This is a genomic window from Methanobrevibacter sp., from assembly GCF_015062935.1.
Lineage (GTDB): Archaea > Methanobacteriota > Methanobacteria > Methanobacteriales > Methanobacteriaceae > Methanocatella.
This window is the reverse complement of sequence record NZ_SUTM01000006.1, coordinates 1-15,588: the sequence shown is the minus strand read 5'-3', so window position 1 is coordinate 15,588 and position 15,588 is coordinate 1. Positions and strand designations below refer to the sequence as shown.

26 protein-coding genes are annotated in these 15,588 nt (G+C 34.1%); 5 read left to right on the top strand and 21 right to left on the bottom strand.

Annotated features, from left to right (window positions below):
• Positions 1-54: 54 nt before the first annotated feature.
• From E7Z81_RS03715 to rnc, 12 genes are all read right to left on the bottom strand, one after another.
• The gene (locus E7Z81_RS03715; protein WP_292744415.1) at positions 55-489 is read right to left on the bottom strand and encodes a hypothetical protein; all 435 of its coding nucleotides are present in this window, start codon (positions 487-489) and stop codon (positions 55-57) included.
• A 78-nt stretch (positions 490-567) separates the two neighbouring features.
• Positions 568-843 carry a zinc ribbon domain-containing protein gene (locus E7Z81_RS03710; protein WP_292744412.1) on the bottom strand — a complete coding sequence of 92 codons (276 nt, stop codon included), beginning with the start codon at positions 841-843 and terminating at the stop codon, positions 568-570.
• A 71-nt stretch (positions 844-914) separates the two neighbouring features.
• The gene (locus tag E7Z81_RS03705) at positions 915-1,640 is read right to left on the bottom strand and encodes an ABC transporter permease (RefSeq protein ID WP_292744409.1); all 726 of its coding nucleotides are present in this window, start codon (positions 1,638-1,640) and stop codon (positions 915-917) included.
• A 12-nt stretch (positions 1,641-1,652) separates the two neighbouring features.
• A complete protein-coding gene (locus E7Z81_RS03700; protein WP_292744406.1) occupies positions 1,653-2,570 on the bottom strand; it encodes an ABC transporter ATP-binding protein in 918 nt (305 codons plus the stop codon).
• A gap of 49 nt (positions 2,571-2,619) precedes the next feature.
• Positions 2,620-3,342, bottom strand: coding sequence for a hypothetical protein (locus E7Z81_RS03695; protein WP_292744403.1), 723 nt, complete (start codon positions 3,340-3,342; stop codon positions 2,620-2,622).
• 48 nt (positions 3,343-3,390) lie between these two features.
• On the bottom strand, positions 3,391-4,224 hold the full coding sequence (locus E7Z81_RS03690; RefSeq protein ID WP_292744401.1) for a DUF4013 domain-containing protein: 834 nt from the start codon (positions 4,222-4,224) through the stop codon (positions 3,391-3,393).
• Between the two features lie 9 nt (positions 4,225-4,233).
• Positions 4,234-4,965, bottom strand: coding sequence for a DUF4013 domain-containing protein (locus E7Z81_RS03685; protein ID WP_292744398.1), 732 nt, complete (start codon positions 4,963-4,965; stop codon positions 4,234-4,236).
• 8 nt (positions 4,966-4,973) lie between these two features.
• Positions 4,974-5,210, bottom strand: coding sequence for a helix-turn-helix transcriptional regulator (locus E7Z81_RS03680; RefSeq protein WP_292744395.1), 237 nt, complete (start codon positions 5,208-5,210; stop codon positions 4,974-4,976).
• A gap of 654 nt (positions 5,211-5,864) precedes the next feature.
• Entirely contained in the window at positions 5,865-6,179 is a 315-nt protein-coding gene (locus E7Z81_RS03675; protein WP_292744392.1) for an AzlD domain-containing protein, read from the bottom strand.
• On the bottom strand, positions 6,179-6,823 hold the full coding sequence (locus E7Z81_RS03670; RefSeq protein WP_292744659.1) for an AzlC family ABC transporter permease: 645 nt from the start codon (positions 6,821-6,823) through the stop codon (positions 6,179-6,181). The genes E7Z81_RS03675 and E7Z81_RS03670 overlap by 1 nt, the downstream gene beginning before the upstream one ends.
• A gap of 89 nt (positions 6,824-6,912) precedes the next feature.
• Entirely contained in the window at positions 6,913-8,379 is a 1,467-nt protein-coding gene (locus tag E7Z81_RS03665; RefSeq protein ID WP_292744390.1) for a homoserine O-acetyltransferase, read from the bottom strand.
• A gap of 1 nt (position 8,380) precedes the next feature.
• Positions 8,381-9,049: a ribonuclease III gene (rnc, locus tag E7Z81_RS03660; RefSeq protein WP_292744387.1), complete on the bottom strand. Its 669-nt coding sequence runs from the start codon at positions 9,047-9,049 to the stop codon at positions 8,381-8,383.
• Positions 9,050-9,206: 157 nt separating this feature from the next.
• Between rnc and E7Z81_RS03655 the strand changes: the two genes are divergently transcribed.
• Positions 9,207-9,545: a hypothetical protein gene (locus E7Z81_RS03655; protein ID WP_292744384.1), complete on the top strand. Its 339-nt coding sequence runs from the start codon at positions 9,207-9,209 to the stop codon at positions 9,543-9,545.
• Here the strand turns inward: E7Z81_RS03655 and E7Z81_RS03650 are convergent.
• The 4 genes from E7Z81_RS03650 to E7Z81_RS03635 all read right to left on the bottom strand — a co-directional run bounded on the left by E7Z81_RS03650 (position 9,537) and on the right by E7Z81_RS03635 (position 10,970).
• Positions 9,537-9,941, bottom strand: a complete 405-nt coding sequence (locus tag E7Z81_RS03650) for a hypothetical protein (RefSeq protein WP_292744382.1) — start codon at positions 9,939-9,941, stop codon at positions 9,537-9,539. The two genes, E7Z81_RS03655 and E7Z81_RS03650, sit on opposite strands and share 9 nt — an antisense overlap.
• Before the next feature lie 7 nt (positions 9,942-9,948).
• Positions 9,949-10,359 (bottom strand): hypothetical protein, encoded by a 411-nt coding sequence (locus E7Z81_RS03645; protein ID WP_292744379.1) that lies wholly within the window; start codon positions 10,357-10,359, stop codon positions 9,949-9,951.
• A 147-nt stretch (positions 10,360-10,506) separates the two neighbouring features.
• Positions 10,507-10,695: a 50S ribosomal protein L37e gene (locus E7Z81_RS03640; RefSeq protein WP_067042784.1), complete on the bottom strand. Its 189-nt coding sequence runs from the start codon at positions 10,693-10,695 to the stop codon at positions 10,507-10,509.
• 44 nt (positions 10,696-10,739) lie between these two features.
• Complete coding sequence (locus tag E7Z81_RS03635) at positions 10,740-10,970, bottom strand: LSm family protein (RefSeq protein WP_116591755.1); 231 nt, start codon at positions 10,968-10,970, stop codon at positions 10,740-10,742.
• A gap of 288 nt (positions 10,971-11,258) precedes the next feature.
• On the opposite strand from E7Z81_RS03635, the gene E7Z81_RS03630 reads away from it, so the two are divergent.
• The 3 genes from E7Z81_RS03630 to arfB are packed head-to-tail and all read left to right on the top strand — an operon-like array spanning position 11,259 to position 12,963.
• A complete protein-coding gene (locus E7Z81_RS03630; protein WP_292744376.1) occupies positions 11,259-11,717 on the top strand; it encodes a type II toxin-antitoxin system antitoxin SocA domain-containing protein in 459 nt (152 codons plus the stop codon).
• 60 nt (positions 11,718-11,777) lie between these two features.
• A complete protein-coding gene (locus E7Z81_RS03625; protein ID WP_292744373.1) occupies positions 11,778-12,260 on the top strand; it encodes an RNA-binding protein in 483 nt (160 codons plus the stop codon).
• Positions 12,261-12,270: 10 nt separating this feature from the next.
• Positions 12,271-12,963: a 2-amino-5-formylamino-6-ribosylaminopyrimidin-4(3H)-one 5'-monophosphate deformylase gene (arfB, locus tag E7Z81_RS03620; RefSeq protein ID WP_292744369.1), complete on the top strand. Its 693-nt coding sequence runs from the start codon at positions 12,271-12,273 to the stop codon at positions 12,961-12,963.
• A gap of 29 nt (positions 12,964-12,992) precedes the next feature.
• Here arfB and E7Z81_RS03615 read toward each other — a convergent pair whose 3' ends face one another.
• Entirely contained in the window at positions 12,993-13,400 is a 408-nt protein-coding gene (locus E7Z81_RS03615; RefSeq protein ID WP_292744366.1) for a hypothetical protein, read from the bottom strand.
• Between the two features lie 65 nt (positions 13,401-13,465).
• On the opposite strand from E7Z81_RS03615, the gene E7Z81_RS03610 reads away from it, so the two are divergent.
• Positions 13,466-14,065, top strand: a complete 600-nt coding sequence (locus tag E7Z81_RS03610; protein ID WP_292744363.1) for a YigZ family protein — start codon at positions 13,466-13,468, stop codon at positions 14,063-14,065.
• Positions 14,066-14,075: 10 nt separating this feature from the next.
• Here the strand turns inward: E7Z81_RS03610 and E7Z81_RS03605 are convergent, their stop codons facing one another.
• The 4 genes from E7Z81_RS03605 to E7Z81_RS03590 form a co-directional block, all read right to left on the bottom strand.
• Positions 14,076-14,186, bottom strand: a complete 111-nt coding sequence (locus E7Z81_RS03605; RefSeq protein ID WP_292742119.1) for a rubredoxin-like domain-containing protein — start codon at positions 14,184-14,186, stop codon at positions 14,076-14,078.
• Between the two features lie 9 nt (positions 14,187-14,195).
• Positions 14,196-14,315, bottom strand: a complete 120-nt coding sequence (locus tag E7Z81_RS03600) for a rubredoxin-like domain-containing protein (RefSeq protein WP_287412284.1) — start codon at positions 14,313-14,315, stop codon at positions 14,196-14,198.
• 68 nt (positions 14,316-14,383) lie between these two features.
• Positions 14,384-14,542 (bottom strand): rubredoxin, encoded by a 159-nt coding sequence (locus tag E7Z81_RS03595; RefSeq protein WP_292744357.1) that lies wholly within the window; start codon positions 14,540-14,542, stop codon positions 14,384-14,386.
• A 19-nt stretch (positions 14,543-14,561) separates the two neighbouring features.
• Entirely contained in the window at positions 14,562-15,122 is a 561-nt protein-coding gene (locus tag E7Z81_RS03590; RefSeq protein ID WP_292744657.1) for an acyltransferase, read from the bottom strand.
• Positions 15,123-15,588: the final 466 nt, after the last annotated feature.

The following is a 15,588-nucleotide window of genomic DNA, read 5'->3' as shown; positions in this document are numbered from 1 at the left end:
ATCAAAATCTCCTAACTTATAATTAAATATTGAAAAATAGATTTATAAATTTAGCTATTTCATAGGGTTAAATCCGAATACTTTACCGGCAAGCTTAAATGCCAACGGATTAACCGCCTGACTTACAATGAAGTACGCTACAACCCATCTGACTGGCCATAAATAAATCAGCATGTCAACAGGCAGCTGTCCTATAGGAACTCCGAATATCAAAGGCATAATGAAACTCATTATTAAACTTATGAAAAATGCCAATGGATTCCACAGTCCTGTTTTCATTCCTAATTTAAATCCAAAGATTTTACCTGCCAGTTTAAGTCCTAAAGGATGAACAATCAGATTAACTAAAAAGTAAGCTACAACCCATCTGACCGGCCACATCAGAAAACAGATTTCAACAGGCATTCCCATAGGGGTTGCAAAAATCAACGGCATTATAATACTCATTATTAGACTAATAAAAAAAGCGATAGGATTCCATAATTTCATATTTCAAACTCCAATACTATATACTATTTTTTACATTATATAGTTTGGTACAAAAAGAAAAAAAAGTTTGATGGGAAACTAATCTTTTGCCCATCTTTTTAATTTTGGAAATACTTCTTTCATCATAAAAGAAGCCTGTTTTTTGTCCATTTCCGGGTGAACTTCTACCATTTTTTCAATGCAAAAATTCATCATTTCATCCATGGAAATGTCAGATGTGAATTCTCCATCTTTAAAGCAGTATATGCAATAGTCTTCGTTTTTAGTGCCATCGGCATTGGTTCCAAAGAGCTGATTATCTGACAAAGGCATTGCACAGGATTGACAGAATTTTTGATTTTCAAAATCATTCATTATATCACCTCTTAATATATTTTGACATTGCAGTATTTAAATCAATGCATAGAGCATTTGAAGAGTAATGTCTAAAGTGAAACATCCGTTCTTGTAAAGTAAATGTATGAAATCACTAATCCAATTACAAAAGTGGCTAAAATAATGCTATACGATACACTAATGCTTGTTGCATATTCGGTTATCTCCCCTGATGCGATTAAATATGGGCATGTCCAGGGAACGAATGGAGCCCATTTTTGGCCATATACCATCAAATTGACCAATGACAGGCCTGCACCTCCAATCATCGCAGGAACCATGTTTGTTATCAGCAGTGAAATGAATACAAATGGAGAGAATGTTAAAAATAACAGTACATTTGCATAGAGAAGCTGAGTGAAACTGTCTAAAAACAGATTTACACTGAATCCTTCAAGACCTGCTGCAAAACCAAATATGAGTGTTGAAAGACTTGTCACCACTGTTAGAATAACAATCCAAACCAGAAACATGACATATTTGCTTATCAGAAACTTTCCTCTTGACACAGGGATAGTCAGCATTGTCTTTAGGGTATGCTCATTGTATTCCCTGCCAAACAGATATGATATGATTATTGCAAATATCATGACTGCAAACATCGCCGACATGTACATATTGACATTAGTGAATAATGCTTCAAAAGTTTGCCCTTCATCAAATGAAGTTACAGCAATAAACATGAGCAATGGCGGAAGAATGGCTCCTATTATGCTTAACAAAAATATTTTGGATCTTTTAAGTTTTAAAAATTCCATATTTATAAAAGTCAACATCTAATCTCCCCTTTAATTATTAGAAACGAATCTTGTGAAAAACTCTTCCAGATTCTCTTCACACAGATTTACCTTTTTCACATCAATTCCTGCTTTGACAAATATTGCATTGAACTTATCTCTCATGTTCAAATGACTATACAAACGAATTATATTTCCATTGACTGTGAAATCAATATTTTCTCTAAGTTCCAGCTTTTTGAAAATATTTACTGCCAAATCAATGTCTGATACTTCAAACTCTACAAATTTATCCAGTCTATTGAATAACTCATCCCTGGACATCTCCTCTATCAGAACGCCATTGTCCATGAAACCTATGACATCGGCAAGATTTTCTATTTCACTCAAGATATGAGATGAAATTAGAATAGTTATTCCAAATTCATGGGACAATCTTTTAAGCAATGCACGAATTTCCTTAATTCCAAATGGATCAAGGCCATTGATGGGTTCATCCAGTATCAATAGCTCAGGACTGTGCATAATTGCTGCTGCAATTCCCAAACGCTGTTTCATGCCTAATGAAAAATCCTTGAATTTTTTTGATTTTGCTTGGCTTAAATTAACCATTTCAAGTACTGAACTGATATTGAACGGATTATAATCTCCCCTCAGTTTAGCAATGATTTCCAAATTTTCATAAGCCGTTAAATTTTCATAAAATCCAGGAGTTTCAATGATTGAACCTATTTTTGGATAAATTTCATTGGAATGTTTTTTAGGATTTTTTCCAAAGAGAAATATTTCCCCTTCACTTGGATATGTAAGATTTAAAAGCATGCACATTGTTGTGGTCTTTCCAGCACCGTTTTTACCTAAAAGTCCATAGATTTTTCCTCTTTCAACATGCATATTAACTGAATTTACGACTTTATTTTTGAAATATATTTTTGACAAATTGTTTGTTTTGATGACGTAGTCTACCATGTTAAAATCCCCTATAAAAAATTAAAAAAAATAAATGAGAATAAAAAGTTTAATTCCCATTAAAAGAAACTGTTTCGGCCATTGATTTCAATACTTCCAAATTATTTCCAGATATAACAATGACCTCACCGTTGTTCTGATTTTTCATATAAATTGAATAATCGGAATTTTTAATATTTGAATCCAAATCACTTGAAACGTTAACTGTTTCATTACCTGCAGACGAATTACCAGAAACACTTACACCATCAGATGTGATGGATACATTCTCACCATCTGCACTTGAAACTTTAAAACCATTGCTTGATAATGAAATTGAATTATCATCAGCAGACACATTCAAACCATCAGATGAAAAGATACTGCCCGCAATGTTAAAAAATCCATCAATGTTATTTGAAATATCAAAATCATTTGAATTTTGACCGTTTTTTAAAGCAACATACTTATCGGTTTCTTCAACTTTAGATCCATCCTTTTCCAAGTCTTTTATAAAACCATTTACCTGATTTTTATCAGCTGTAGAATCCTTAAAGTAAATTATTGAATTCACGTCGCTGGAATCAATGCCTGAATTTTCAAATATTAATAATTTCATGTTATTTGTGGTAACGTTTACACTATCTGTGAAATTAGTTCCGGAAGCAACTTTTACTTCAAAATCGCCATTACTGAAATTATTTACCAAATCAACTGCGCTTGCAGCTGAAATTATCATACAAATAGCCAAAAAAGCTATGAAAATACATAATATTTTTGAATTCATTTTCAAATTATCTCCCCCATAATTTTAATGAAAAAATAGAATGTTTAAAACATTCTACTTAATAGCTTCCCTATAGATTGATCCGCAGACCCTATTGTAAAATACGCTAGTGTAAGATGTTATGAATAACCCTTCAAGTATTCCAATGAATGCAGCTACGACTATTGCCTGATTGAAAGCTCTTGCAAACAATAAAGTGAGGAAACTCAATATGAATCCCGCTGCAACATTGACGACCATGAACACTATGAGTGTGAATATGATTATTCCAATATATTTTCCCCAGCCGAGATTTGAAATATTGTCAGTAATCTCTCTTAAGTCAAATGCTTTTTTAAGACTGTCATTTGCCACCATATTGTTTACTGCCATTATCTGGAGGAAAAATGCGGCTATGGCAAGTATTGCTGAAATCAATATAACTACACCCAATACCGGTGAATCGCCGCCGAACACTATTCCAAGCACAAATACGGCAAATGGAATGATATAATATGCGACTGTTACCAGAAGCATCTTGATTCCGTTGACAAAGATTTTTGCTATATCATTGAATCCCGGAAGATCCTCTTTTTTATCTATTGCAAATTTTACAACATCATAAAGATATCCCATTACGAACAGTGCTATTATAAAGCTAACGATGCTTAAAGCTATCACGATATAAATGTCATTGGTTGGCACCTGTGTAACATTAAGAGACAGGGCTGTGCTGTTGGTTCTTTCGATTTCCCTTACAAAAACTCTGGTAATATCCATGCTTTTAGTGCTTATGAACAGAGATATTACGTTTAGAACTGCAAATATTGCTCCGAAACTTAAAAGCTTTTTAGGGTCAGTGAAGGGGTATTTCAATCCTTCACTAACACAGTCTGTTATGCTTGCCATCAAATCACCTTAAATCTGCATGGTATATAATAATCCTATGGATCTTGAATTGAATATGCTTAAGTATGGTCCAACAAGGAAAATGGTAACTAACCAGTTAAGGATAATTCCTAAAGCAAATACTCCACCTGCATCAACGCCTAATGCAAATCCTGAAAGGCCGAATACTGTAAAGATTAATCCGATTATTGCAGTTACGACAATTGCAATTACCAGAGTAATGATTATCAATCCAACGTATGTTAAAATGCATTCAAACCATCCGATTTCACTAATTACCTCTTTGAGCTCTTTTATATCGAAGGCTTTTGAGAATGCTCCATCATGGTATGCCATGTGACATAATCCCATTTGTTCCATCAGGAATGCTACAACAGCAACGATGAGTGTTATTAAACATCCGATAATCATGATTGCAGCTGATAATCCGCCACCTACATTTCCTGCAATAACTGCAAATATTATGAATATTACTACAGGAACAATCACATATGCCACCTGAACAATGACAACTTTTATTCCATCAACGAACATGTAAATAAGGTCATCAAATCCTGGAAGAGGATCTCTTCCATTGATTATTCCGTGTACTGCCTGATTGATAACTCTATAATTGTAACCGGTAATTAGGAAAGCCGGTAGCAACAAGAAACTGAATACTGAAAGTACTCCCAGTATCACCAAGGTTTTCCAGTCTTTTGCTGAATATTCCAATGCATCTTTATATATGTCTAAAATCATTTTATCACCTAATAGTAATCATCATCGAATATGAATATATCTTCCATAACAAAGTATTGTTCTCGATCTCCTTTAAATAACATTTTATTAAAGACCTGGGTTATTTCGTATGCTAAAAATAAAGATGGATTGTACCTGCCGTTTTCCAGTGCGTTAATGGTTTGCCGGGTCACTCCAACTTTATCCCCCAGTTCTTTTTGGCTCATTTTGAGCTCCTGTCTTAAATATTTAATCATGGTTCTCATAGTAATCCACAAATTAATTCATTTTTGCAAAAAGTATTTAAGTACTTAAGCAATTATGTTAAAATATAATTACTTATGTTAATGTTACATTACATAGTATATATACTTTACTATTTTATATTAATTCATTTAAAATCATTTAAAACTAATAAAAATAATTTATATTTATTTAATTATATAAAATCAAATTTTAAATTTAAATTCAACCTATTAAAAAAATATATATTAATTAATTATAATTTAAAATAAGAATATTTGTTTTTTATTGATAAATTTATAAACGAAACCTTTATATATTAGGTAATACATCTTTAACATATGTAACATTTGATTAACACATTTGATGTTACAGGCACAGTTCCAGGCAGCAGAAATTATTTTTAACGAACCATATTATGCAACCTTATTTCCTCTAACATCTGCCTGGAACCAAATTATTTTCAAAACTTATTTTCACAGAGAAATTGCACTCAAAATACTTAATGTTAATGTCAACTAAATAAAAAAGAGAAAAACAAACTTCAATTTAATGAATAGATTTTAACATTAACGCCAATGATTTTAAAAAATAAGTCGGACTTGACATCGGCATATATATCAAAAAGTTTTTCAAAAGCAATTCAAAACCTGAAATAGCCGACGTTAATGTGGAACTTAAAAGAACGGGACAATCGAATAGACAGTGATTAAAACTACCACAGTCAATATTACAATAGCTCCAAGCGGAACCTTTTTCCATGCAAGAGCGGCTGCGACAACCGCACCTATCAAACCGATATACCACAACTGATTGTCAACTGTCAGAACTCCAGGACAAATCAATGCGGCAAGGGCAGTGTATGGAATCAGATTCAGGAATTTCTCAACCTTAGGTGAAAAATTGAGCCTGTCTATGAACAATGCAGGTATCAGCCTTGGAATGAAAGTTACAAGAGCACATCCCAATATGACAAGGTTAATGTAATCCATCATGCATCACCTGAGAGAACATATTCATCATCGACAATATACATTCCGACTGCAGCACCTATCAGAGTTGAAACAATCAAAGACCAGTTTCCAATCAACTGACTCAATATAATATTCAAAACTGCAGTTATTAAAACTAAAAGAGCAATCTGCCTTGATTTTTTAATTGCAGGAACCAGAATTGCTACAAACAGAGCATAAAGGGAAATGTTGAAACTGTTTGTTACGATAACAGGAAGCAGATCCAAAACAACAACTCCTATCGCAGCACCTATAATCCATGAAAGCCATGATATGAGTGCTATTCCAAGATATATCCAGATTGATGAGTCTTCACTTAATGAAAACATCGCAAAGGATTCATCGACAGTAACATGTGCCGCCAGAATATTCAATCCGAGATTGGATTCTTCAACCTGATTTAAAACGCAGGTGGACATTACGAAATACCTTAAGTTAACTACAAAATTGGTTAGGATTACCGCCATTACGCTTGCACTGCTTAAAACCATTGAGGCGGCAATGATTTGACCTGCTCCCGCATAAACCAGAACAGACATTGAAACCGTTTGCAAAGGTGTGAAACCTGCCTTTATGGCAATAGCAGCATATCCAATCCCCATCGGAACATATCCAAAAGTGATTGGAATACCCTTTTTAACTCCATCGATAATTTTAGCCTTACGAGAAATAGTAATGTCTCCTTTTAAAAAAAATAGTGAAAATTAGTTATTTAACTTAATAAATGACTAATTTGGTCTGTTGTAATAATTCCTAAAACTTTCATGTCCTCATCAACAACAGGAAGAGAGGATATGTCATAATCGCTCATCATACGAGCTACATTTTCAATCGAATCATCAGCAAAACAATACTTAACGGTTGTTGTCATGATATCATTCAGATGATTTGTATTCATGGCTATTGACTTGGACAAGTCCCAGCTGGTTACAATACCTATCAGCTTATAGTCATCAGTGACAACAGGAATGTGAGTAACCTGTTTTTCAAGCATCAGCTGAGCCGCTTCACTGACATCGGCATTTTCCTTTATGGTAACGACAACTTCCTTCATCAAATCACTTACAACATTGTTTGCCAGGAATTTTGATAGAATAAAGTTCAGCTGCCCGGTTTCAAGTAAAAATGCGTCATGACCATAGTTGGACTTTATTTCTGAAAATGTCGCTTCAATATTGTTCGCATGAAGTGATGTCAATATTTCAGTACTCTGTTCTGTCGGATACAGCCAGTCGGAGTCAACGGATATCACTTCAACCTTGGCCTTGATATCCTTAAATCCGTCAATCAGTGAATTGTTAACTGACAAATCGAATAAATCCACAGCTTTTGTAATGAATAAATAACTGTTAGCGTCAAAACGTTTTACGAATGATTCACCCTGATGCTTCAGGTAACTTTCAACCTGAAAATCAATTGAAAAGTCATAGCTTATCTCATCCTTGTCCTGCAAATCACGGCCGAATTTAATGTCCATTGATTCATCACTTAAATAGGTAATGTGGGCAATCATTCTTGCAAGGGAAAGGCCGTTTTTAGGTTTTAAGCCTGTTTCATAATAATTTCCATTGTTCCAGTCAGGATCTGAAAATATTGCCTGGCGACCTACCTCATTGAATGCAATTTGTTGAGGGGATGACATGGCCGCTGTAGCCATTGGAACAGCCTTTTTAGTCATTTCAGGGTAAGTGACAAGCCATTGAAGGACCTGCATTCCGCCCATGGACCCTCCAATAATGGCATATAACTGATCAATTTCAAGTGAGTCTATTAATTTCTTTTGGACTTTAACCATGTCCTTAATTGTGATTACTGGAAAATCAATACCGTATTCCTTTCCGGTTTTTGGATTGATTGAACTTGGACCTGTAGTTCCTTTACAGCCGCCCAGAACATTTGAACATATGATGAAATATTTTTCTGTATCAATAGCCTTTCCTGGACCTATTACTATTTCCCACCATCCCGGTTTTCTGTCACCTTCGTGCCATCCTGCAGCATGTGCGTCTCCAGTCAGAGCATGACAGATTAAAATGGCATTGGATTTTTCTTTGTTAAGTTCACCATAAGTTTCATAAGCAACAGTAACATTATTGAGAGTTTTACCACTGTCTAATTGGATTGGTTCTTTAATATCCAAATATTTTGTCTCAACAATGCCTACAGATTCTTCATTCATTTTAAACACCGATATTCAATTTTTCCATAGCTATTTTTGCGGCTGCCTGTTCTGCTTCTTTTTTGTTCTTTCCTTTGCCGGTACCCATCTTTTCACCGTTTATGAAGATGGATATGAAAAAGGTCTTGTCGTGAGGAACTCCGAATTCATTTTCTATTTCATATGATATTTCCAGTTCTTCTGCATCGCCGTATTCCTTTATTGCTGATTTGTAGTCAGTGAAGAATACTTTTTTATCGTCAATGTGTGGGAATACATATTTTGATATGTAGTCCTTTGCAAATTCAATGCCCTGGTCTAGAAATATTGCCCCCAAAAAGGATTCGAATATGTCCGCAGTAATGGACAGCACCTCATTGTGGGTCAGATTGAATTCCTCATCAGCAACTTTCAGGTAATTTTGCAAACCAAGTTCATGTGAATAGTAAATCAAAGCATTCTGGCAGACATAATTGGCCCTTAATTTAGTTAATTTACCTTCTTCATAGTTAGGATATTTCCTGTAGAGATAATCTGATACTAATAAGCTTAGAACAGAATCTCCCAAAAACTCCAATCTTTCATAATTATATTCCAAATCATTTTCACAACTATAAGAACCATGCGTAAATGCTATTTCATATAATTGTTCGTTATTACTATCGATTCCAAATTTTTCAAATAAGTTCATGTTAAGCCCAGACTATTATTAATACAATAATAATTATGAAATTGAAGTTATATATAATTATTATATAACAATAGTTATAAATATTACTTATCAAATGCTCTAACTCTTTTTTTATATATGACCAAAATGAAATTAATACTAAAAAGGATTTGGTACTATGATAATAAATTGGCAAGAAGAAATAACAAAAGTAGACCCTGACATAAAATTCAGAGCACAAGGCGGATGGTTAAAAACCGTTGAAGAACTTGACAAAAGCGTTAGAAACGGATATTCCCTTGTTGGAGATTTTGTTCAGGCAGGAAACTTTGAAGCAGAATACAGTGAAGGAATCTATCTTGACTGCAACAAAGAAGGAACAGCAAAAAAACCTCAACAGGACTACAGACTGTTCAGATTCAAAGACGGGAAAGTAAGACTGCTGGATATGGTGATTGATGCAGGTCAGGGATGGGCAACAGACTTATGGGATGCAGTTGAAGATGAATTACAGTAATTCATCTGCATCATCCGAAATCTTTCCCCTTATTTTAAACTTGGAAAAACCGGTAAGTTGAACATTTTCCCTTTCGTCAAGCCATTTAGGCTCCTGAAGGAGAATAATCTTATAATCAAGATTTTGAGGAAAGTTCTTACCCTTCCCGTCAACAATTCCCCTAAACATCACCGTAAACTCACCTGCTCCACCAATATTCATGCTTAAATATTCAGAAGCAATGACATCATCAAAAAAATCTTCTAAATCCATTGCCTCAAATACAGGTGCAACATAACTGACAGCCATCAGTCCCTTTTCATTTTCACGAATCTTAACCATTCTTTGATCAAGCTCAAAAACATCATCCGATTTTTTGGTTATTGTAATCTTGTCTGAAAACATCGAATCAAACATGTTTCACCTAATCGAGATGACAAAACTCACAGCATTCGCATGTAGGAGCAAAATAAGAGTCTTCAGGTTCCACAATGGCTTTTTGTGCAAATAGAGTTATATTGAATTTAGGCATGTATTCCTGACTAATTTCTTTAGTCATAGGTGACAAACCCCTGTAATAAACAGGCCTGTATCCAGTTTGAGAAATATCAAAGTAGAATTTTTCACCTGTTGCAAACTTATTGAAGTATTCTTCTAATTTTAAAGCTTGTTTTGGAGATAAAGAGAAAGTGAATCCCATTGTATCATCACTTCTTTGTTTGATTCCTGCATTGGAAATGTCAACAGCCAATATATCGTCTTTGCCTCTTATAAAAACAACACAGTTTTCTAAATTTACATCATTTTCCATAGCTACATCATTTATGTCTACCATGAATAATCCTCCTAAAAAATATTTAGTCATAACTAAATTATAAAAGTATCTAAAAAAAAGCAGTTAAAATTAATACGTTGATTGAAAATTTACCTAAAAATAGATTTGAGAGAAGATTATTAAATAATCTTCAAAGTTTTTACCAACTTATACTAATCTTTGTCTAGTAGTTGGTTTTTTATTTTGCCAGCTGTATCTTCTTAGTTTTTTGGATTTACCGAATCCGCAAGAAGCACATACTTTTTTGCGTATGTGGTAAGTGTTTCTTCCACATCTTCTGCATCTGATATGGGTCTTTTTATTCTTTTTACCCATTGATGGAGTTCCCTTTGACATTGATACACCTCCTTAATTATCGTTAGAATATGATCAAATAATATTTATGGTGAAATATAAACAATATTGTCTCCTCTTATGAGTACAACACCGAGTCTTCTGGTTACTTCTCCGTCTTGTAACTCTTCTGCATCATTAAGAACTAAGTTCATGTGTAAATCGAAGCTCTTAAGTATTCCTCTAAATTCACGATCTCCTTTAAGTTTTATTAAAACTGGAGAGTCTACAGATTTTCCTAATGCGTCAAGTGGTCTTTGAACATTTTGTCCGCTCATTATATCACCTTATATTATCAAAATTTTAGTTTTTAATTTGAATTAGTACATTCATAATATAATCAAGTTAAGATAAGACAAAACCTAATTAAAACTAATACTATTAATTATAAATAACCTACTATATAAAGGTTACCTTATTTTAGGCAAAAATAGTAAAAAATTAATCTTAATAATAAATAATTAGCTTAACTACTATTTAAATTAGTTATCAAATGCTCTCTAGGACTCAATATTTATCTACCTGATGACATAAGTCTATGCACCCAACCATCATCAGGCCATAACATGAAAATTAATGAAGAAAAATATATCAACCTAATCCTTTATATTCTGTTTAAATGCTCAAACAAACCTAATCTGGGCAAAACAGTCTTATGTACCGTGATGTATTTCATTGATTTTTATTATTACGAGCTTTACAAGACATTCCTTACAAAAGAAACCTACATCAAATCCAAAAAAGGAATAAAACCCAAACACTTCAGACAAATCACCGAAATGCTGATAAACAGAAAACAGCTATTCCTAAGAAAGGAACCCTACTATAACAGAATAATCCACAGATATTATCCTACAGTAATACCCTCCCCAAAATTCAGCCAAAAAGAACTCAATATCATCAATTCATGCATAGAAACATTATCAAACAACAATGCAAAGACAATAACACAATATGCAAGCCACACCAAACCCATAATCAATACAAAGCTTGGCGATGAAATCAACTACTTCGATGATTTTTAACAATAGATTTATTTATTTTAAATACCAAATATTATTTAATAAAAATACTATGGGATAATCATGGCTATAAAAGTTAAAAAAAGAAATTTCCTGAAAAAAAAGAAAATTAAAGAGATTAAAGCAGAATTAGGCGAATACGGAGGATTACTTCAAGGCAAAAAAAATGTTGAGATACTTGAAGCAGAACCTAATTCCTTTATTTTAGTAGACGGTGAACCTTACATTATAATCATTGATGAAAAACCATTCCCTACATTAAAAGCGGCACTTGCAAATGAAATCGATGCAAAAACCGTGACAGTGGATATGGGAGCTATCAGATTTGTCAGCAACGGTGCGGACATCATGAGTCCGGGAATTGTAGATGCATCAGAAGGCGTTGAAGCCGGAGACATAGTTCTCATAATAGATGAAACCCATGGAAAACCACTGGCTATTGGAGTAAGTCTGATTAGCGGTGAAGAAATGGTAGCCAACGATTCCGGAAAAGCTGTCGAAACCAAACATTACGTCGGAGACGACATCTGGAACTTTGAAATATAATGGTGATTTTATGGCAGAGTTAAGATACAGAGCAGGAAACATTAAAGATCCCCAAGTCCATAAAGTAGGAATAATAGCCCTCGGGTCACATCTGGAAAACCACGGCCCTGCACTCCCAATAGATACAGACGCCAAAATCGCAGCTCACATTGCCTTTCAGTCATCCCTTTTAAGCGGTGCCAAATTTTTAGGAATCATATTCCCAGCTTACGAACTGGATACAATAGACCATGGAGTCCATGTTTCACTTGACGTTTTAAAAGAAAATGTTATTTCTACATTGAATGCAGCCAAAAAATTCCTGGATGTTGAAAAGGTCATTATTGTCAATGCTCATGGCGGAAATATACCATTAGTAGCTGAATTATGGGATATTGAAGATAAAACCGGCCTTGCAATAACATTCAACAACAAGGTAATTTCATCAGAAGGACCTCATGGAGGAAGCGGAGAGCTGTCAATGGCCAAAGTATTGGGCATTGTTAATGAAGCTGAAGTTGAAAATCAGGCCAATGTTAAAGAATACGAAGAAGTAGGTCTATACGGATTTACACAAGCCCGAAAAGACGACCCTAATATTGAAGAAGGTGCACGTGACGTTGAAGAAAACGGCGTTTACGTTGATGAAGAATACGGACACAGATTATTCAATCTGGCAATTAACTCTGTATTGCTTGATATTGAAAAATTATTAGACTTTTAAAAAAAAGTAAAAAAAAAAGAATGGATAAATTATTTATCTCCATCATTACCTGTATTAGAATCACTACTACCTCCGCTGCTTGAACTATGTGAGCCAGATTCAGAAGAGGAAGATGTATCAACATCAGGAGAAGTCTCAGTAGTCGTATGAGACGAACTTGATGAAGACTCCTCAGTAGTAGTCTCTACTTGTGGTTCACTTGATTGTGAACTACTTGAACTGTAATCATTGGAATTACTGGAATCATCATATCCGTAAGTCTGGACATTATCATCCGAATCAGTGATTGCTGAAAGGTTATCTAAAACACTTCCAGTGTCATTTTCATTAGGTAAAATTGAAATAGGTCCTGTCATAGCTCCAAAAACACTAGCTAAACAAAAAGCTATGCAAGCTACAATAAATATTACCAGAACAGTAGCAGAACGACTTGACATTTTAACACCTTTTAAAATTTACTAACAATAATATATCGGATTAAATATATAAATATATTGATAAAATGAAAACAATAAAAACTCCTGTGCAAATCGAAATAAATGTTAAAAAATCCCAGTTTATCTGTTCCTTATTTCCAACAAGAAACAAAAAGGAATCCAAGGAAATAATCCAGAAACTGAACCAGCAGTATAGTGATGCAACACATAACTGCACAGCATATATCGTTAGTGACGGAGAAGGGTTTGACGATGACGGTGAACCTGGCGGAACTGCAGGAAAACCTATGATCAATGTCTTGAGAAAAAACGAGCTTCACAACATCACAGCAGTCGTTACAAGATACTTCGGAGGAATCAAGCTTGGTGCCGGAGGACTTGTCAGAGCATATTCAAAATCAGTCATGGAAGCAATAGGTGAAGCTGAAATACTTGAAATCGAGGAATATGAAGTTTACACCATCACATTTGAATATTCTGAAATAAAAACAGCAGACACTGAAGTTAGAAACAACAATCTGGAAGTTATTGATAAAGAGTATTCAGATAAGGTCAGCTATGATATAGTGTCAAAGGATGAAAGGGATATCCCAAAAATATTTGAAAAATACGCTGAAAAAATAAAAACTAGTTTTAAAAATAAGCAATTTTTAGAAAAAATATAAAATGAAGAACTTATTGTTCTTCAAAGTTAGCTGCAGGTACGCCGCAAACTGGGCATACGTAGTCTTCTGGTAATTCGTCTTCTTCTAAAACGAATCCACATACTTTGCAGACAAAAGCCATTTAGAACACCTATTCCACTTTTTCAAACATGTCAGCAGTAGCGCCGCACATAGGACATTTGTAGTCTTCTGGTAATTCATCAAATTCTTCGGTTGTGTATCCACAAAGTTTACATTTAAATTTTGCCATGTTTAACAATCTCCTTAAATTATAAGTTGAATAATAATATTATATTAATTAGTAATATATAAAACTATTTAAATTTTCTCAAACATCGCCTTTGCCATACGGCATTTCGGACATTTAAAAGAAGCGGGCAAATCTTCAAATTTGGTTCCGGCAGGAATGTTCAAACCTTCTTCAATATTATCTTCATCAAAAACATATCCACAAATCTTACATTTATATTGAGCCATAAATTAATCTCCTTTTAATTTAGAATCTGTTTGGAACTTTTAAATGATCAGGAAGAGGTTTAATACGGGCTGGTGTTCCAATAGCCAAATAGAATGGTGGAACTGAATGTATCACAATAGCTCCAGCAGCAACAATAGAACCTTCTCCAACTTCAACATTAGATAAAAATGTTGTGTTACCACCAATAGAAGCTCCACGTCTTACTTTAGGTCCTTGAAGTTCATAATTGATTCTTACAGGATATTTATCATTTGTAAAACAAGCACAAGGTCCGATAAATACATTGTCTTCAATTACTGAATTGGTTGGAATGTAGACGTTAGACTGAATGCTGACATCATTTCCAATGATTACGTCCCCTTCAATGACAGTGTTGGTTCCGATTAATACATCATCACCTATGTTGGTGTTTTCACGAATGACCACATTATGGCCGGTTCTGAAGTTGTCTCCAATAACCACATCATTATAGATTATGGAATTTGACCTGATGGTGTAGTTTTTACCAATTACAGGAGGCCTTGAGTTTGGAGCATATTCAACACCGAACTGAATGTTTTGATCGGCAGGGAACTTCAATTCAGGTTTAGAAATGTCAGGTTTTACAGATTCTCTTTCAATAACTGGTCTTTCATAGATAATTTCATCAATCGCTTCTCTTTGAGGCTGTCTGTAGAAATTATCCTGTCTTTGATAGGCTGGTTCTTGATAAACAGGTCTTTGCGGTTGAGCATATAATCTATCATCATATTTATTGGCCGGCTGAGGCTGTCTTTCCTCTCGGGCATAATATTGCGGATTAGGGTTGTATTGCTCATAAGGTTTTGCTTTATTTTTTGATTGCCTATCATCAAGACTTTGTGAAAATCTAACCATATTATCAAACCTGTATTTAATTAAATTTAATTCGTTAATGATTTAATGTATGTTTCTAATTAGTATATATATTAGACGGTTCATTTTTGAATGGCACTTTCAAAAACTTAAGTGATTTTTAGAAAATCGCATTGTCCTCATCCCAATACCTCAGTTTTAAGTCAAATCT